Genomic DNA, 18960 nt, shown 5'->3' on the forward strand with positions numbered 1-18960 from the left:
AATACCCCGTCTACACTCGAAGCATTCATCCGCTCCATAACGAGACGGTTATGCCCAGACTGTCGGCCATGCTCCTGCTGGCGCTGCTTACCTGGACCGCAACGGCTGGCGCACTGACTCTCACCGACGAAGAACGTAGCTGGCTCAAGACTCACCCGGAACTGCGCCTGGGCGTGGATGCCTCCTGGCCACCTTTTGAGTTTCGCGACGAAGAAGGCCGCTACCAGGGCCTGGCGGCCGACTATATCCAGCTGATCCAGGAACGCCTGTCCATCAGCCTCAAGCCTATAGAACCTGCCAGCTGGACCGCCGTTCTCGAAGACGCCAAGCAAGGCAAGCTGGACCTGCTACCGGGGATCATGTCGATCCCCGAACGCCAGAGCTACATGGCCTTCACCCGCCCCTACCTCGACTTCCCCATCGTGATCCTGGCCCACAAAGGCGGGGCACAGCCCCGCAATCTCGATGACCTGTACGGCCTCAAGATTGCCGTAGTGGAGAACTACGCCCCTCACGAGCTGTTGCGCTCCCATCACCCGGACCTGAACCTGGTGGCCATGCCGAACGTCAGCTCGACCCTGCAAGCCCTGGCCACCGACAAGGTCGATGCCGTGGTCGGCGACCTTGCCTCCAGTGTCTGGAGCCTGCGCCAGCTCAAGCTCGAAGGTCTCTACGTCAGCGGCGAGACACCCTACCGCTACCAGCTGGCCATGGGCGTGCCTCGGGACAGCAAGATCCTGGTAGGCATTCTCGACAAGGTCCTGGCCGATCTCAGCCCAGACGAAATCAGCACGATCCAGCAACGCTGGGTGGGCAGTGTGCTCGATCACCGGACATTCTGGCGGGACGTACTGGTCTATGGCCTGCCTGGCCTACTGTCGCTGGTCACCGTGCTGGCCGTGGTCATTCGTATCAACCGTCGCCTGAGCTCGGAGATCTCCCGCCGAGTCGCCCTGGAGCAGGAGTTGCGCAGCAGCGAATACCACTACCGCAGCCTGGTCGAAAGCCTCTCTGCCATCGCCTGGGAAGCCAATATCAGCGACTTCACCTACAGCTACGTCTCGCCCCACGCCGAGCCGCTGCTGGGTTACCCCCTGGCCCATTGGTTGATCCCCGGGTTCTGGCGCAACATCATCCACCCCGCCGACCTGACCCGCGCCCAGGCGTTTTGCGATCTGGCGGTACAATCCGGACGCGACCACAGCCTCGATTACCGGGTGATCACCGCCGATGGCCGCTGCCTGTGGGTCCGCGACATCGTCAGCCTGATCGAGCACGGCCATGAGCCGGTGATGCGCGGCCTGATGATCGATATCAGCGAAGCCAAGCACACCGAAGAGGCCCTGCGCCTGTCCGAACAAAAGTTCGCCTCGGTGTTCCAGCAGTGCCCGGACATCCTGGTCATCGCCCGCTTGTCCGATGGCTGCCTGCTGGAGGTCAACAAGGCATTCGAGGAACAGATCGGCCTGAGCGCCGCCCAGGTGATCGGCCAGACAGCCACCCAGCTCAATATCTGGGGCATCCCGGACGTCGGCCCCAGCCTGTTGCAGCGCCTGCAAGCCGGGAGTATCCGCAACCTGGAAATGTCCTTTCGACGCCACAACGGCCAATTGTTCACCGGGCTGATTTCCGCCGAACCTTTTGACCTGGACACCACAGCGGCGCTGGTAGTGGTGGTCCGGGACATCAGCCAGCTCAAGGAAACCCAGCAGCGGCTGCAGACCTCGGAAGAAAAGTTCGCCAAGGCCTTCCACGCATCGCCGGACGGACTGCTCCTGAGCCGGCAGCAAGATGGCCTGCTGCTGGAGGTCAACGAGGGCTTCGGGCGCATCACCGGCTTCAACAGCGTCATGTCCCTGGACCGCTCGACCCTCGACCTGGGAATCTGGGTCAACCTCAACGAACGCAAGCGCATGCTCGAACTCTTGCAGCGGGACGGTTTCGTGCGTGACTTCACGTGCCATATCCGCCGCAGCGATGGCCAGATCCGCCTTTGCGAGCTCTCCAGCCGGCCACTCCCTATCGGCGATGACGACTGCATGCTGACCATCGCCCGGGACATTACCGATCGCCAGCTGATGCAGGAGAAACTGCAACTGGCTGCCACCGTCTTCGAAAGCACCGCCGAAGGCGTCATGATCACCGACACCCAGCAACGCATCAGTGCAGTCAACCGAGCCTTCAGTGAAATCACCGGCTACAGCGAGAAAGAGGCCCTGGGATATACTCCGCGCCTGCTGGCTTCAGGGCTGCATGACAGCGCCTTCTATGCGGCGATGTGGCACCAGCTGACCCTGGAAGGACACTGGCAGGGGGAGATCTCCAACCGGCGCAAGAACGGCGAACTCTACCCCAACTGGCTGACGATCAACGCCGTGCGCAACCAGGAACAGCAGATCACCCACTTCGTCGCGGTGTTCGCCGATATCTCCAGCCTCAAGCACGCCCAGGCAAAGCTCGACTACCAGGCCCACCACGATCCGTTGACGGGCCTGCCCAACCGCACCCTGTTCGAAAGCCGGTTGCTGGCCGCACTCAATAACCAACAGGACAACGGCGGCCAGGGTGCGGTGCTGTTCCTCGACCTGGACCGCTTCAAGCACATCAACGACAGCCTTGGCCACCCTGTGGGGGACCTGCTGCTCAAGGGCATTGCCGTACGCCTCAAGGAGCAGCTGCGTGACATCGACACGGTGGCCAGGCTGGGCGGGGACGAGTTCATCATCCTGCTGCCAGGCCTGCACCAAGCCAGCGACGCCGACCACATCGCCGGCAAGCTGCTGAACTGCTTCAACGCACCGTTCCAGGCCGGGGAGCACGAGTTCTTCATCAGTGCCAGCATCGGCACCAGCCTTTACCCCAAGGACGGCAGCGATGTCGCCACCCTGATCAAGAACGCCGATGCCGCGATGTACCGCTCCAAGGCCAAGGGGCGCAACCGCGTGGAACGCTACACCCGCGACCTGACCGCCCAAGCCAGCGAGCGCGTGGCCCTGGAACATGAACTGCGCCGGGCGATCGAGCGCAATGAACTGACCTTGTACTTCCAGCCCAAGATCAGCCTCCTCAACCACGAGCTGGTGGGCGCCGAAGCACTGATCCGCTGGCGCCACCCCAGCTTCGGCGAAGTACCGCCGGAACACTTCATCCCCCTGGCCGAAGAAAACGGCATGATCCTGCCAATCGGCGACTGGGTCCTGGAACAGGCCTGCCAATACCTGCACGACTGGAACCAGCGCTACGAGAACTTCGGACCGCTGTCGGTGAACCTGGCCGGCGCACAACTGCGCCAACCCAACCTGCTGGGGCGCATCGAGCAATTGCTGGACGACTACGACCTGCAACCTGGCCTGCTGCAACTGGAAATCACCGAAAACTTCATCATGAGCCAGGCCGAGGAAGCCCTGGAGGTCCTGCACCAGCTCAAGCGCCTGGGCGTGCAACTGGCCATCGACGACTTCGGCACCGGCTACTCGTCCCTGAGCTACCTCAAGCGCCTGCCCCTGGATTTCCTCAAGATCGACCAATCCTTCGTCCGCGGCCTGCCGGACGACCCCCACGACGTGGCGATCGTGCGCGCCATCATCGCCCTGGGCCGCAGCATGCAATTCACGGTGATCGCCGAAGGCGTGGAAAACCAGGAACAACAGACCTTCCTCACCCTGGAAGGCTGCGAACAGATCCAGGGCTACATCGTCAGCCTGCCCCTGGAAGCGGAGGAGTTCTGCGCCAGCTTCCTGCAGATCCGCGTTTCCGATTTTTCGGATAGCACAGCCGAGAAACCATCGTTATAATCCGCCGCCTACTGAGGGCCTATAGCTCAGTTGGTTAGAGCAGAGGACTCATAATCCTTTGGTCCACGGTTCAAGTCCGTGTGGGCCCACCATCTTCGAAGCCGCGCATTGCGCGGTTTTTTCATGCCTGAAATCTGCCTGCTTCACCCATGGCCACTGAATCGCCATCTTAAATCACGCTGTTTTCCCGCCGTCATATCGATGTCCAACCAGGACAAAAGACGCCTCGGGGTCTTTCACGATAAGAAAGGGATTTATCGATGGTTGAGATTACGCGCCGATCACTCATGGGGCTGGCATCCGCCCTGCCGCTGCTGTCACTGCCAGGCTGGAGCCAGGCTGCCGAACCCGCCCCATCGTCGGTATCGCCACCGGCCACCGATGTCCTGATCAACTTCAACGAGAGCCCCTGGGGCCCCTCTCCTGCCAGCCGCCAGGCCATGCAGCAAGGCATCGCCCTCAGCGGTCGCTATCCCTACAAGATCCAGTACCGGCTCAACGCGCTGTTCGCCCGCCAGCAGGGCATTCCCGAGGATCATGTGCAGAGCTTCTGCGGCTCCAAGGCCGCATTGCAGCACGCGGTCGTGGCTTTCACCCAGGACGCGAGCCTGGTCATGGCCACCCCCTCCTACGAGGCTCCCAGGGAAGCTGCCGAGGGGCGCCAGGCCAAGGTGCATGAGGTGCCTCTGGACGCCAACCACGCCCACGACCTGCAAGCGATGCTCGCCGTCGACCCGGCGCCGGGCCTGATCTACCTGTGCAACCCCAACAACCCCACCGGCACCCTGACGCCACGCCAGGCCATCGAGCAGGCACTGGCACGCCTGCCCAAGGGGGCGGTCATGCTGATCGACGAGGCCTACATCGACTTCTCCACGGCCAGCACCTGCATCCCGCTGGTCAAGGAGCACCCGCAGCTACTGGTGCTGCGCACCTTCTCCAAGATCTACGGCATGGCCGGGGCTCGCTTGGGGCTAGCCGTGGGCCAGCCGGCGCTGCTCGAGCGCCTGGAAACCTACGGCGGCTACAACGTGCCGGCGGCGTCGACCTTGCTGGGAGGGCTAGCCAGCCTGGAAGACCCGCACCTGCTGGCCGAGCGCAAGCGACACAACCAACAATTGCGCGACGCGACCATCGCCTGGTTGCAGCAACGCGGATTCAACTGCACCGCCTCCCAGGCCAACTGCTTCATGGTCGATGTCCGGCGCCCGGCCCAGGACGTGGTGGATGCCCTGGCGGCACGCCAGGTGAAGATCGGTCGGGTCTGGGACAGCTGGCCGAACTGGGCACGGGTCAGCATCGGCGACGAGCAGGACATGCAGCGCTTTCGCCACGCCTTCGCCCAGGTCATTCCCGCCTGAGCCCGCGTCGCCCAAAGGCAGCTCCCGGGCGACGAGCGGCGGGCCGTGGGAGGCGCTAACATGTGCGCTCCCCGACCACCGCGCTGGAGCCCATCTTGTCCGATAGCCGTCCTCCCGTTCTCGACGAAGTCGACCGTCAGCTGATCGCCGCCCTGCAAATCAACGCACGCGAAAGCGTGGCGATGCTGGCCCGGCAACTGGGCATCGCCCGTACCACCGTGACCTCGCGCCTGGCGCGCCTGGAAAAGGCCCGGGTCATTACCGGCTATGGCGTACGCCTGGGCCAGCGGGTGATCGATGGCGGGTTGCAGGCCTATGTCGGCATCAAGGTCCAACCGCGCTCCGGCAAGGAAGTCCTGCGCCGCTTGAGTGGCATGGCCCAGGTCCAGCAACTGTGCGCGGTCAGTGGCGAATTCGACTACGTGGCCTGGCTGCGCACCGAATCCCCGGAACAGCTGGATCAACTGCTGGACCAGATCGGCAGTGTCGACGGCGTGGAAAAGACCACCACCTCGATCATCCTCAGCAGCAAGATCGATCGCGGGCATGCGCTCTAGGACCTGGCAAGATTTCGTCAACATGCTCTAATAATTCGTCACATTGATAAATAACAATGCATAACGACGACAGTTTGCGTCTTATTTACGAGCACACCCCTCTCTAGAATGGCTGCCATCTTTTCCTATACTCAGCATTTCGCTGAGCCGCCCGCCAAGGTCAGCCATGAACAAGAACAATCGCCATCCTGCAGACGGCAAGAAACCGATCACCATCTTCGGCCCGGATTTCCCTTTCGCCTTCGATGACTGGATCGAGCACCCCGCCGGCCTGGGCAGCATTCCCAAGGCCCAGCACGGCGCCGAAGTGGCGATCGTCGGCGCCGGCATCTCCGGGCTGGTTGCAGCCTATGAATTGATGAAGATGGGCCTCAAGCCTGTGGTCTACGAAGCATCGAAAATGGGCGGCCGCCTGCGTTCGGAAACCTTCGAAGGCGCCGACGGCATCATCGCCGAGCTGGGTGGCATGCGCTTCCCGGTGTCCAGCACCGCCTTCTACCACTACGTCGACAAGCTCGGCCTGGAAACCCGTCCCTTCCCCAACCCGCTGACGCCAGCCTCGGGCAGCACCGTGGTCGACCTGGAAGGCACCAGCCACTACGCCGAGAAGATGGACGATCTGCCGGAAATCTTCCGCGAAGTGGCCCGGGCCTGGGCCGATGCCCTGGAAGACGGTGCACGCTTCTCACAGATCCAGGACGCCATCCGCGAGCGCGACACGCTCAAGCTCAAGGCCCTGTGGGACGAGCTGGTGCCCAAGTGGGACGACCGCACCTTCTATGACTTCGTCGCCACCTCCAAGGCGTTCTCGCAGTTGTCCTACCGCCACCGCGAAATCTTCGGCCAAGTAGGCTTCGGCACCGGCGGCTGGGACTCGGACTTCCCCAACTCCATGCTGGAAATCTTCCGCGTGGTGATGACCAACTGCGACGACCACCAGCACCTGGTGGTGGGCGGCGTCGAACAAGTGCCCCGCGGCATCTGGAGCCACATCCCGGAACAATGCGCCCACTGGCCGGCCGGTACCTCCCTGGCCAAGCTGCACAACGGCGCACCGCGCCCCGGCGTGAAGAAGATCGCCCGCGCCGCCGATGGCACCTTCGCCGTTACCGACTACTGGGGCGATACCCGCCACTACGCGGCGGTATTGGCCACTTGCCAGACCTGGCTGCTGACCACCCAGATCGAGTGCGAGGAAGCGCTGTTCTCGCAGAAGATGTGGATGGCCCTGGACCGCACCCGCTACATGCAATCGTCGAAGACCTTCGTCATGGTCGACCGGCCATTCTGGAAGGACAAGGACCCGCAGACCGGTCGCGACGTGATGAGCATGACCCTCACCGACCGCCTGACTCGCGGTACCTACCTGTTCGACAACGGCGACGACAAGCCTGGGGTGATCTGCCTGTCCTACTCCTGGATGAGCGATGCCATGAAGATGCTGCCGCACCCGGTGGAAAAACGTGTGCAGCTTGCGCTGGACGCATTGAAGAAGGTCTACCCGAAGGTCGACATCGCCGGCCACGTCATCGGCAACCCGATCACCGTCTCCTGGGAGGCCGACCCGCATTTCCTCGGCGCCTTCAAGGGCGCGCTGCCGGGCCACTACCGCTACAACCAGCGGATGTATGCACACTTCATGCAGGACGACATGCCGGCCGAGCAACGCGGCATCTTCATCGCCGGCGACGATGTGTCCTGGACCCCAGCCTGGGTCGAAGGTGCGGTACAGACCTCCCTCAATGCGGTGTGGGGCATCATGAAACACTTCGGCGGCGCCTCCCATCCGGAGAATCCGGGACCGGGCGATGTGTTCAACGAGATCGGCCCTATTGCCCTGGCCGATTGAGCCACACCGAGGCCGGCCGACCCGGCGCCTGCAAAGGCGCCAAACGGGCTTGGCCCGAGCCTGTGGTAGCGGCGAAGATAGCCGCCACCGCAAGTCAGAGGAGTGAAGAACATGCGTGTCGCCCTGTATCAGTGCCCTCCACAGCCGCTGGACGTAGCCGCTAACCTGCATCGGCTGCAGCAGGTGGCCACGCAGGCCAGCGCAGTCGACCTGCTGGTACTGCCGGAAATGTTCCTCAGCGGCTACAACATCGGCCTGGAGGCCGTCAGTGCGCTGGCCGAGCCCCAGGACGGCCCGGCGGCCCAACGTATCGCCGCCATCGCCCAGTCCACCGAGATGGCCATTCTCTACGGTTATCCGGAGCGCAGCGCCGATGGCCAGATCTACAACTCCGTGCAATTGATCGACGCCAGCGGCCAGCGCCTGTGCAACTACCGCAAGACCCATCTGTTCGGCGACCTGGACCATTCGATGTTCAGCGCCGGCGCAGACGACTTCCCCCTGGTGGAGCTCAACGGCTGGACGCTCGGCTTCCTGATCTGCTACGACATCGAGTTCCCGGAGAACGCCCGGCGCCTGGCCCTGGCCGGCGCCGAACTGATCCTGGTGCCGACGGCGAACATGATTCCCTACGATTTCGTCGCTGATGTCACGATCCGTGCCCGGGCCTTCGAGAACCAGTGCTACGTGGCCTATGCCAACTACTGCGGCCAGGAAGACCAGATCCGCTACTGTGGCCAGAGCAGCATCGCGGCCCCGGATGGCAGCCGCATCGCCCTGGCCGGGTTGGACGAGGCCCTGATCATCGGCACCCTGGACCGAGCACTGATGAACGAATCCCGGGCGCTGAATCGCTACCTGGCCGACCGTCGTCCCGAGCTTTACACGGCGCTGGGCAAGCGCTGATCCCGGGATATCCGCTAGCATGGGCACCTCTCTGTCCTGGATGTGCCCATGCCCGCGCCGAACCACCCCCTGCCCCACCTGGAAACCCTGGCCAACGGCCTGCAGGTTTCCGTGCGCCATGCCCCTCACCTCAAGCGTTGCGCCGCAACGTTGCGGGTCGCCGCTGGCAGTCATGACGTACCACCGGCCTGGCCGGGCCTGGCGCACTTCCTGGAGCACCTGCTGTTTCTCGGCACCGAGCGGTTTCCTGCCGAGCAGGGGTTGATGGCCTATGTTCGCGCCCAGGGCGGGCAACTGAACGCCAAGACCTGCGAGCGCAGCACCGAGTTCTTTTTCGAACTGCCGGCCCATGCCTTCGCCGCAGGACTGGAGCGCCTGTGCGACATGCTCGCCCGGCCCCGCCTGGACCTCGCCGAACAACGGCGCGAGCGCGAGGTGCTGCATGCGGAATTCCTCGCCTGGTCCCGGGATGCCACGGCCCAACGCCAGTTCGCCCTGTTCGACGGCCTGTCCGCGGCCCATCCGCTGCGGGCCTTCCATGCGGGCAATCGCTACAGCCTGAACCTGGCCAGCCCCGCCTTCCAGCAAGGCCTGCGGCAATTCCATGATGATTTCTACCAGGCCGGGCAGATGACCTTGAGCCTGGCCGGGCCACAGTCTGTGGCCGAACTCAGGGCCCTGGCCGAACTTTACGGCGCAGGCTTGCCAGCGGGCCAACGCCGGGAGCAAGCGCCCCCACCGCCTTTGCTGGCCACTGGACCCAACCCTTATCAACGATTGAACGGCCAGCGCCTGGACCTGGTGTTCGCCCTTGAAGAGTTGCCGCAGGGCGCCGATACGGCGCTGGACTTCCTCTGTACCTGGCTGCAATCGGGCAAACCCGGCGGATTGCTCGCCAAGCTCCAACAACAGTCACTGGCCCACAGCCTCAAGGCCCAGGCGCTGTATCAGTTTGCCGGCCAGGGGCTGCTGCACCTGGAATTGCAGTTGAACCAGGCAAGCCGCGAAGCGCAGCAACAGGTTCGCCAATTGTTGCTGGACTGGCTGGGGTTCTTCACCGCCCAGGGCGACTGGCCGCCATTGCGCGAGGAATACGCCCTGTTGCAACAACGTCGCGTGCAGGTCGGCAGTGCCCTGGAACTGGCACGCCGGGATAGCGGCCATACCGCCCAGGACCTGGACGACTGCGGGCTTGCAGCCCTCAAGGCCTTGCTGCGGCAAGTGCAGCCCCAGGCTGTGGACAGTTTCAGTGGCGATTGGCAGCTGCCACCTGCCAACCCCTTCCTGCGCAGCCCCGCAGAGGCGCCCCCGGCGGGCCTGATTCGCGGACAGAGCAGCAAACACCGCGGGTTGCGCACCTTCGCCCAGGACCGTAGCCGAGGCCGACGCGAGCACTCGGCCCTGAGCTACAGCCAGGCATTGCCCGCCGATAGCGGCGAAGGGCAATTACTGTTGCGCTGGCGCCTGGCCACACCAATCCCGAGCGGCTGGCACCAGCGCTTGCAGCGCAGCCTGGGGGCTCTGGCCGACGATGCCCGGCAAGCCGGGGTGGAGCTGAGCTTCACAGCCTCTGGCACAGACTGGCTACTGCAACTGCGCGGCCTGCACCAGCCCATGCCCGCAGTGCTGCAACAGACCTTGCAGCAGCTGGCACAACCCGTGCCGGCGTTCTGGCAGGCAGGCCAAGGCAACGACGAGACGCCGCCAATGCCCCTGCGCCAACTGCTCAAGGCCTTCGCCGAACAACCCCTGCCCGACAGTGGCGAAGCCTTGACCGCCGAGGCCCTGCAAGCACTGTGGGACCAGGCCCGCTGGGACGGATTGGCGGTCGCCGTGCCGGCCCACATGCAAGATGCACTGGCCCGAGCTCTACAACGAATGCCCGGCACCGCGGATACCCAGCTGAGCCAGGCGCTGCTGGCGCAAACCGGCCATGCCTGGCAGACGGTGTCCATGGACAGCGCAGAGCAGGCACTGCTGCTGTTCTGCCAAAGCCCATCGAGCCTGCTGGCCGACGAAGCGGCCTGGCGCCTGCTGGGGCAACTCTGCCAGACCCCGTTCTACCAGCGCCTGCGGGTCGAGCTGCAACTGGGCTACGGCGTCTTCAGCGCGGTGCGCCAACGCGATGGCCGCACGGGCCTGCTGTTCGGCGTGCAGTCGCCCAACAGCAGTCTCATCGAGATCCTGGGCCACCTGGAACAGTTCCTCCAGCAATTGCCCGAACGTTTGCAGGCTCTCGATGCCCAGGCCTGGGTCGAACAGCGCCAGGCCCTGGCCCAGCAGTTGCAGCCAGCCCAGCTGCCCCTGGAACAGGCGGCACAACTGCTGTGGCAAGCACGCCTGGCCGGCCATCCGTCGGACTATCTGCAACAACTGCAGGCCAGCATCGAAGCCCTGACGCCCACCGCGGTGATCCGGGCCGCCCAGCAATTGCAGCAGGCGGCCGGAGGCTGGAGGGCCCTGGCCAACGGCCCTTGCCCGGGTTCGCCCTGGCAAGCGGCAACATGATCATTACCGGCGTTGCAATAAGCTTTCTTGAAGAATTGCGGACAACCCATTATGGGAATTTAGTAAGATAGCCGCCTAAGCATCTGAACATCTCCGCCCGGAGGTGGACTATATGTATAGGCAGCACCCGTCCCACCCACCTCAATGGAGCACTTTCATGACTTGGTCCAAACCTGCTTACACTGATCTGCGCATCGGCTTCGAAGTCACCATGTACTTCGCCAGCCGCTGATTTCTGACCTCGGTCGGAACATCCAGCGCAACGCCTCGGCCCGTCCGGGGCGTTTTCATTTTCAGTCGTCCACAATCTTCAAGTCACAGCCCAGGGAGCGTCCATGTTTGTCCAGATTCTAGGTTCCGCCGCCGGCGGTGGTTTTCCGCAGTGGAACTGCAACTGCGTGAACTGCGCGGGATTTCGCGACGGCACCCTGCGCGCCCAGGCCCGTACCCAGTCGTCCATTGCAATCTCCGATGACGGGGTGAATTGGGTGCTGTGCAATGCCTCCCCGGATATTCGCGCCCAACTGCAGGGCTTTGCCCCCATGCAACCCGGCCGAGCCCTGCGCGATACCGGGATCAGCGCCATCATCCTCATGGACAGCCAGATCGACCACACCACCGGCCTGCTCAGCCTGCGCGAAGGCTGCCCGCATCAGGTCTGGTGCACCGACATGGTCCACGAGGACCTGAGCACCGGCTTCCCGCTGTTCAAGATGCTCAGCCACTGGAACGGCGGCCTGCAATGGAACCGCATCGAACTCGACCAGAGCTTCAGCGTGCCTGCCTGCCCCAACCTGCGCTTCACCCCGCTGCCCCTGCGCAGCGCCGCACCGCCCTACTCGCCCCATCGCTTCGACCCGCACCCGGGCGACAACATCGGCCTGATCGTCGAGGACCTGCGCACCGGCGGCAAGCTGTTCTACGCACCGGGCCTGGGCAAGGTGGACGCGCCGCTGCTGCAGATCATGGCCGCCAGCGACTGCCTGCTGGTGGACGGCACCTTGTGGGAAGACGACGAAATGCAGCGCCGTGGCGTCGGCACCCGTACCGGCCGGGAGATGGGCCACCTGGCGCAGAACGGTCCCGGCGGCATGCTCGAAGTGCTGGAACAGCTGCCACGCCAGCGCAAGGTGCTTATCCACATCAACAACACCAACCCGATCCTCGACGAAGACTCCGCCGAACGTGCCGAACTGGTACGCCGAAAGGTGGAAGTGGCCTACGACGGAATGAGTATTGAGCTGTAGGGCTGATCCCCCACAAGCTCGGCCCCAGCGCCCTGGGGCCGTTTGCGCAACCGCGGGCCCGCCCGCGACCAGGCCAAGCCCCGGAGAACCCAGATGACCGACACCCCGCTGTCCCCCGCCGAATTCGAACAGGCCCTGCGCGCCAAGGGCGCCTATTACCACATCCATCACCCCTACCACGTGGCGATGTACGAAGGCCGGGCCAGCCGCGAGCAGATCCAGGGCTGGGTCGCCAACCGCTTCTACTACCAGGTGAACATCCCCATGAAGGATGCGGCGATCCTCGCCAATTGCCCGGACCGGGAAGTACGCCGCGAGTGGATCCAGCGCCTGCTGGACCATGACGGCGCCCCCGGCGAGGACGGTGGCATAGAGGCCTGGCTGCGCCTGGGCCAGGCCGTGGGCCTGGACCCGGACCAGTTGCGCTCCCAGGAGCTGGTATTGCCGGGGGTGCGTTTCGCCGTGGATGCCTACGTCAACTTCGCTCGGCGCGCCAGTTGGCAGGAAGCCGCCAGCAGCTCCCTGACCGAACTGTTCGCCCCGCAGATCCACCAGTCGCGCCTGGACAGCTGGCCCCAGCACTATCCGTGGATCGACCCGGCCGGCTACCAGTACTTCCGCACGCGCCTGGGCCAGGCCCGGCGAGACGTGGAGCACGGCCTGGCCATCACCCTGCAGCACTACACCACCCGCGCGGGCCAGGAGCGCATGCTGGAAATTCTCCAGTTCAAACTGGACATTCTTTGGAGCATGCTCGACGCCATGAGCATGGCCTATGAACTGAACCGCCCGCCTTATCACAGCGTCACCGAGCAGCGGGTCTGGCACAAAGGGATCACCTTATGAGTTTCGATCGCAGCAAAACCCCACGCTGGCGCCCCGGCTACCGCTTCCAGTACGAGCCGGCGCAAAAGGGCCATGTCCTGCTGTACCCCGAGGGCATGATCAAGCTCAACGACAGCGCCGCCCTGATCGGCGGCTTGATCGACGGTGAGCGCGACGTGGCAGCGATCATCGGCGAACTGCAGGTGCAGTTCCCCGGGGTCGCCGAGCTCGGTGACGATATCGAGCAATTCATGGAGGTCGCCCGTGCCCAGCACTGGATCGAACTCGGCTGATTCCAACGTGCCCGCCAAGCCGGAGATCGGCCTGCCGCTGTGGCTGCTGGCCGAGCTGACCTATCGCTGCCCGCTGCAATGCCCGTACTGCTCCAACCCGCTGGATTTCGCGGCACAGGGCAAGGAGCTCGATACTGCCCAGTGGCTCAAGGTGTTTCGCGAGGCCCGGGAGATGGGCGCCGCGCAGCTGGGCTTTTCCGGCGGCGAACCGCTGGTGCGCCAGGATCTGGCCGAACTGATCGGTGAGGCGCGCAAGCTGGGGTTCTACACCAACCTGATCACCTCCGGCATCGGCCTCACCGAGCAGAAGATCAGCGACTTCAAGAAGGCTGGCCTGGACCATATCCAGATCAGCTTCCAGGCCAGCGACGAGCAGGTGAACAACCTCCTGGCCGGCTCGAAGAAGGCCTTCGCGCAGAAGCTGGAGATGGCCCGAGCGGTGAAGGCCCACGGCTACCCGATGGTGCTGAACTTCGTCACCCATCGGCACAACATCGACAAGATCGACCGCATCATCGAACTGTGCATCGCCCTGGAAGCCGACTTCGTCGAATTGGCCACCTGCCAGTTCTATGGCTGGGCCCAGCTCAATCGTGTTGGCCTGCTGCCAACCCAGGAGCAACTGGTGCGCGCCGAGCGCATCACCAACGAATACCGCGCCAAGCTGGAGGCCCAGGGGCATCCGTGCAAACTGATCTTCGTCACTCCGGACTACTACGAAGAACGCCCCAAGGCCTGCATGAACGGCTGGGGTAGCCTGTTCCTCACCGTGACCCCGGACGGTACGGCCCTGCCGTGCCATGGTGCCCGCCAGTTGCCGGTGCAATTTCCCAATGTGCGCGAGCACAGCATGCAGCACATCTGGTATGAATCCTTCGGCTTCAACCGCTTTCGCGGCTACGATTGGATGCCCGAGCCGTGCCGCTCCTGCGACGAAAAGGAACAGGACTTCGGCGGCTGCCGTTGCCAGGCGTTCATGCTGACCGGCGACGCCAGCAATGCCGATCCGGTATGCAGCAAGTCGCCGCACCACGGGATGATCCTCAAGGCCCGGGAAGAGTCCGAAACCGCCACCCAGACCATCGAGCAATTGGCATTTCGCAATGAACGAAACTCACGCCTCATCGCCAAGGGTTGAACCCTTCAGTGCCAGCCAGGCCACCGCCGCTGGCGTCGACTTCGCCGAACTGCAACTGACGCCCCAAGGCCTGTTCTGGAACGAATATCGCCCAGAAGATGCCAGTTGCCGGATCTGGCACTGGCATCAGGGCCAGGCTCGTTGCCTGATCCCACCCGGCTTCAGTGCCCGCAGCCGGGTCTACGAATACGGCGGTGGTGCCTTCTGCGTCGGCGCCGACAGCCTGCTGTTCGTCAACGACGAGGACCAGCAGCTGTATCGCCAGTCGCTAGCCGGTGGCACTCCCGTGGCGCTGACCCGGGGCGACTGCCGCTATGGAGATGTCCAGCATTACGCCGGCCAAGTCCTGGCCGTGGAGGAATGCGGTGACCGCCATCGCTTGCTGGCCATCGATATCGAAACCGGGCACCAGCATCTGCTGGCCGCCGGTGCCGATTTTTATGCCGCGCCCACCCTGAGCCTCAATGGCCAGCGCCTGGCCTGGATCGAATGGGACCGCCCCCATCAGCCCTGGACCAGCACTCGCCTGATGCTCGCCGAACGCCAGGCCGACGGTCGCTGGGGGACGCCGCGTTGCATGGCGGGCGACAACGCCCAGGAGTCGTTGCAGCAACCGCGCTTCGACCGCGATGACCGACTGTGCTGCCTCACCGATCGCCAGGGCTTCTGGCAACCCTGGATCGAGTCGGGCAACGGCCTGCGAGCCTTGCCCTGCGCAGCGGCGGACCATGCACCGGCCCCTTGGCAATTGGGTGGCTGTACCTGGCTGCCCCTCGGCGAAGAGACCTGGCTGGCCAGCTGGACCGAAGCAGGCTTCGGCCGCCTCGGCCTGCACCGAGCGGATGGCTCGCACGATGATTTCACTGGCGACTACAGCCGTTTTCGCAGCCTGGCGGTGGATGCACACCACATCTATTGCATCGCTGCCTCGCCCATCAGTCCCTCGGCGGTGATCGCCATCGACCGCGAGACTCACCAGGTCCAGGTGCTGGCCGGTGGCGTCGCCCCCTTACCGGCACACAGCATCAGTCGGCCGCAAACACTGTGCTACGCCAGTGGCGATGGCCAGGCCCATGGTTTCTTCTATCCGGCCATGAATGGCGTACAGCGCCCACCCCTGGTGGTGTTCATCCACGGTGGCCCGACGTCGGCCTGCTATCCGATGCTCGACCCTCGTATCCAGTTCTGGACCCAGCGTGGCTTTGCCGTAGCCGACCTGAATTACCGGGGCAGCACGGGTTATGGCCGAGCCTACCGCCAGGCGCTGCACCTGCGCTGGGGCGAAGTGGACGTGGAAGACGCCTGTGCCGTGGTAGCTCACCTGGCCGAGCAGGGCCTGATCGATCCGCGGCAGGCATTCATTCGTGGCGGCAGCGCCGGGGGCTATACCACCCTCTGCGCCCTGGCCTCGCGCCAGGTCTTCTGTGGCGGCGCCAGCTTGTATGGCGTCAGCGATCCCCTGGCCCTGGCCCGCACCACCCATAAGTTCGAAGGCGACTACCTGGATTGGTTGATCGGTGACCCCGAGCAGGATCGCGAGCGCTACCTGGCGCGTACGCCGTTGCTGCACGCCGGTCAGATCCGGGTGCCCGTCGTGTTCTTCCAGGGCGAGCTGGACGCCGTGGTGGTCCCCGAACAAACCCGGGTCATGCTCAGGGCCCTGCAAGAGCAGGGGCTTGCCGCCGAGGCCCATTACTACCCGGAAGAACGCCACGGTTTTCGCAAGGCCGCAAACCAGGCCCACGCCCTGGAACAGGAGTGGCTGTTCTACCGCAAGGTGTTGCAGGCGCAGCACTGAATATCAGGCCCGCCTGGAGCGGGCCTGATGCTTTCTAGCGCTTGGCGATGATGTACACCGCATGCACGATACCGGGGATGTATCCGCACAAGGTCAACAGGATGTTCAACCAGAAGGCGCCGCCGAATCCCACTTGCAGGAACACGCCAAGGGGCGGCAACAGGATGGCGAAGATAATGCGGATCAGATCCATGGATGGCTCCAGACAGAAACGGCTCGGATGAGCCCTACCTGCAATCGACCCTGGTCTCTGGCCAGGGTTCAGCCCAATTGCCAACCGGCCTATGGCCCGCTCAAACAAGGATCTCGCCCCTGTGTTTGTGCATGGTGCCCAGCAGCTTGAGGGCCAGGCCGCTGGGGTGTTTATTGCCATTCGGGTCTGGAAAAAACAGACACAAAAAAACGCCCCGTGCGAAAGATCGGACACGGGGCGATGCGTTATACCGCGAGACGGTTCAGGAATGCTGTTAGCGCAGGGTCGGGTGAGGTCCGGACAAATAGTCCAGCACCCGGAATAACGTCGGGGCCAGGCCGCTGCAATGAGGGATGCCAGCGAGGATCGCCTGGCGATCTTCGACACTCTCGGGGCCTGCATCCTGTTCGGCGCTCAACCACCCCTTGGGGCGCGACTGCAAGAGCGCCTCGATGCTTTGCAGGTCGCTCTGCAGCAAGCATTGCAAGCCAATGGCGCGCTCCTGCCAGATGAACCCCTGGTTGGCACAAGCCGCAGAGCGATACAGCGGCAAGGCGCCCTTGGGCAGATCGAAGCTCTCACCATGCCAATGGAACGCCATCAAGCGTTCCGGCAACGCCAGTCCCAGGGGCGAGTCCTGGGCGCTGGGGTACTTCTCCACGGGCCACCAGCCAATCTCGCTAGCAGCGCAGGGGCGGACCTGGGCGCCCAGGGCCTGGGCCAGGAGCTGGCCACCCAGGCCGATGCCCAGCACCCGTTTGCCGGCAGACAATGCCTTGCGCAGCAGGCGCTTTTCCGCAGCCAGCCAGGGCGCCTTCACCTCGTCATGGACACTCATGGGGCCACCCAGGAGGATCAGCAGGTCGAAGCTGTCCAGTCGCGGCAAACGGGCATGGGCATGCAGGTGGCAGATGTGTACCGCCGTGGCTCGCTCCAGCAGCCACTGACTGATACGGCCCGGGCCAGCGGCCGGGGAATGCTGCAGGATCAGTACACGCATCAGACGGCCACTCCCTTGCGACATTGCAATTGTGCGGTGCGGACCCGGGCAAAGGCCCTGGACAGGCGCAGCAGCATCTCGTCGATATTGCCCTTGCTCACGGTCAGCGCCGGAGTGAAACGCAGGCAGTCCGGTTGCACGGCGTTGAGCAGCAGTCCCTCCTGCAATGCAGCCTTGACCACCGCGTGCGCCGAATCGTCTGCCAGGCTCATGCCCCAGAGCAGTCCCTGGCCACGGACCTGGCCCTGGGCGTAACGGCTGGCCAGGCGAGCCAGCCCCTGCCCCAGATACTGGCCATGGCTGCGCACCTGTTGCAGGAACCCCTGCTCCTGGAGGCAATCGAGCACCGCCAGGCCGGCCGAAGTCATCAGGGCATTACCGTGATGGGTGCCGTCGAGTTCGCCATGTTCGAAACAGCAGGCCTTGCCCCGGGCCAGCAGTGCCGCCAGCGGCACTCCACCGCCCAGGCCCTTGCCCAGGGCGATGATGTCGGCACGCACGCCATACAACTGCTCGGCGAGCAAGGTGCCGCAACGGCCGATACCGGTCTGGACTTCGTCGAAGATCAACAGGATGCCCAGCTCACGGCACAGCCGCTCCACGCCCTTGAGATAATGCTCGGTGGCCGGTACGACCCCGGCCTCACCCTGGATCGGTTCAAGCATGATCGCCACGGTTTGTGCGTCCACCGCCGCATGCAGGGCTGGCAGGTCATTGAACGGTACCTGGCTGAAACCCGGCAGGCGCGGTTCGAAACGATTGCCCGCGGCGCCACCGCCTGCCGCCGACAGCGCGGCAAAACCTCGACCATGGCAGGCCTGGCTGGCCGTGATGATCCCCGCCGCTCCACCACGATGGAGCTGGCCCCACTTGCGGGCCAGCTTGATCGCCGCCTCGCAGGCCTCGCTACCACTGCCCAGCAGATAGGCCTGGTCGCTGCCGGTGCTGCGGCACAAGCGAGCGGCCAGCTTGAGCATGCCGCGGTTGTAGAACCCGGAGCCCGGGTTGATCAACGATTGCGCCTGGGCCGTCAGCGCATTGACCAGCACCGACGGGCTGTGGCCAAGGCTGTTGGCGGCTCCGGCCTGGGTGAAGTCCAGGTAGGTACGATCGTCGCTGTCCCAGAGCCAGGAACCCTGCCCCCGGACAAATACCGGCTGGGGGCGCTGGACGCTGGGCATCAGGCAATCGCTGGACAAGCTGTCGGCCATGGCGGCCGGGCTGGGGGCGATGGCCAGGTCGTCCAGGCTGGGCGGGGAACGGCGCAGGCTGAACAGGTTCATGCCGGCAGCCCCTGGAGCCACATCCCAGGTCGGCTGGCAACTGGACGTTTGTCGCGGTTACCGAGCTGAGCACGGCCCGTATTTTTTGCCTTGCCTATGTAAATGCCATCGACCCGAACGGTACTCATCGCCTTGCGCGGCCCTGTAAGCCTTGTGAATAGGCGCTAGACTAGGCTTCCACGGGGCTTCGGGCCATTTCGATTTTTAA

At 64.2% G+C, this 18960-nt stretch carries 15 protein-coding genes and 1 tRNA gene; 13 read left to right on the forward strand and 3 right to left on the reverse strand.

What is annotated here, in order from left to right; translation table 11 throughout:
* Positions 1-50 precede the first annotated feature (50 nt).
* From I9018_RS29485 to I9018_RS29545, 13 genes are all read left to right on the forward strand, one after another.
* Positions 51-3794: an EAL domain-containing protein gene (locus I9018_RS29485; RefSeq protein WP_241108160.1), complete on the forward strand. Its 3744-nt coding sequence runs from the start codon at positions 51-53 to the stop codon at positions 3792-3794.
* A gap of 15 nt (positions 3795-3809) precedes the next feature.
* Positions 3810-3886 (forward strand) — tRNA-Ile (locus tag I9018_RS29490).
* A 168-nt stretch (positions 3887-4054) separates the two neighbouring features.
* The gene (locus tag I9018_RS29495; protein ID WP_241108161.1) at positions 4055-5155 is read left to right on the forward strand and encodes a pyridoxal phosphate-dependent aminotransferase; all 1101 of its coding nucleotides are present in this window, start codon (positions 4055-4057) and stop codon (positions 5153-5155) included.
* Positions 5156-5250: 95 nt separating this feature from the next.
* Positions 5251-5712 carry an Lrp/AsnC family transcriptional regulator gene (locus tag I9018_RS29500; RefSeq protein ID WP_068575617.1) on the forward strand — a complete coding sequence of 154 codons (462 nt, stop codon included), beginning with the start codon at positions 5251-5253 and terminating at the stop codon, positions 5710-5712.
* A gap of 166 nt (positions 5713-5878) precedes the next feature.
* Positions 5879-7561, forward strand: coding sequence for an NAD(P)/FAD-dependent oxidoreductase (locus I9018_RS29505; protein WP_068575619.1), 1683 nt, complete (start codon positions 5879-5881; stop codon positions 7559-7561).
* A gap of 111 nt (positions 7562-7672) precedes the next feature.
* Positions 7673-8467 (forward strand): carbon-nitrogen hydrolase family protein, encoded by a 795-nt coding sequence (locus I9018_RS29510; protein WP_241108162.1) that lies wholly within the window; start codon positions 7673-7675, stop codon positions 8465-8467.
* Between the two features lie 48 nt (positions 8468-8515).
* On the forward strand, positions 8516-10975 hold the full coding sequence (gene pqqF / locus I9018_RS29515; protein WP_241108163.1) for a pyrroloquinoline quinone biosynthesis protein PqqF: 2460 nt from the start codon (positions 8516-8518) through the stop codon (positions 10973-10975).
* A gap of 157 nt (positions 10976-11132) precedes the next feature.
* Positions 11133-11207 carry a pyrroloquinoline quinone precursor peptide PqqA gene (pqqA, locus tag I9018_RS29520; RefSeq protein WP_003194766.1) on the forward strand — a complete coding sequence of 25 codons (75 nt, stop codon included), beginning with the start codon at positions 11133-11135 and terminating at the stop codon, positions 11205-11207.
* Between the two features lie 103 nt (positions 11208-11310).
* Complete coding sequence (gene pqqB, locus I9018_RS29525; protein WP_241108164.1) at positions 11311-12222, forward strand: pyrroloquinoline quinone biosynthesis protein PqqB; 912 nt, start codon at positions 11311-11313, stop codon at positions 12220-12222.
* 93 nt (positions 12223-12315) lie between these two features.
* Positions 12316-13068: a pyrroloquinoline-quinone synthase PqqC gene (gene pqqC / locus I9018_RS29530; protein ID WP_053137658.1), complete on the forward strand. Its 753-nt coding sequence runs from the start codon at positions 12316-12318 to the stop codon at positions 13066-13068.
* Entirely contained in the window at positions 13065-13340 is a 276-nt protein-coding gene (gene pqqD / locus I9018_RS29535) for a pyrroloquinoline quinone biosynthesis peptide chaperone PqqD (RefSeq protein ID WP_022641451.1), read from the forward strand. The genes pqqC and pqqD overlap by 4 nt, the downstream gene beginning before the upstream one ends.
* A complete protein-coding gene (gene pqqE / locus I9018_RS29540) occupies positions 13312-14478 on the forward strand; it encodes a pyrroloquinoline quinone biosynthesis protein PqqE (protein ID WP_124347235.1) in 1167 nt (388 codons plus the stop codon). Before pqqD ends, pqqE begins: the two co-directional genes overlap by 29 nt.
* A complete protein-coding gene (locus I9018_RS29545; RefSeq protein WP_241108165.1) occupies positions 14444-16276 on the forward strand; it encodes a S9 family peptidase in 1833 nt (610 codons plus the stop codon). The genes pqqE and I9018_RS29545 overlap by 35 nt, the downstream gene beginning before the upstream one ends.
* 34 nt (positions 16277-16310) lie before the next feature.
* Here I9018_RS29545 and I9018_RS29550 read toward each other — a convergent pair whose 3' ends face one another.
* The 3 genes from I9018_RS29550 to I9018_RS29560 all read right to left on the reverse strand — a co-directional run bounded on the left by I9018_RS29550 (position 16311) and on the right by I9018_RS29560 (position 18752).
* Positions 16311-16469 (reverse strand): YqaE/Pmp3 family membrane protein, encoded by a 159-nt coding sequence (locus tag I9018_RS29550; protein WP_011063854.1) that lies wholly within the window; start codon positions 16467-16469, stop codon positions 16311-16313.
* Positions 16470-16743: 274 nt separating this feature from the next.
* Entirely contained in the window at positions 16744-17469 is a 726-nt protein-coding gene (locus I9018_RS29555) for a type 1 glutamine amidotransferase (protein ID WP_124347233.1), read from the reverse strand.
* A complete protein-coding gene (locus I9018_RS29560; protein ID WP_241108166.1) occupies positions 17469-18752 on the reverse strand; it encodes an aminotransferase class III-fold pyridoxal phosphate-dependent enzyme in 1284 nt (427 codons plus the stop codon). Before I9018_RS29560 ends, I9018_RS29555 begins: the two co-directional genes overlap by 1 nt.
* Between the last annotated feature and the right edge of the window lie 208 nt (positions 18753-18960).

It is taken from the genome of Pseudomonas sp. MPFS (assembly GCF_022537035.1).
In the GTDB taxonomy this organism is placed as follows: Bacteria; Pseudomonadota; Gammaproteobacteria; order Pseudomonadales; family Pseudomonadaceae; genus Aquipseudomonas; species Aquipseudomonas sessilinigenes.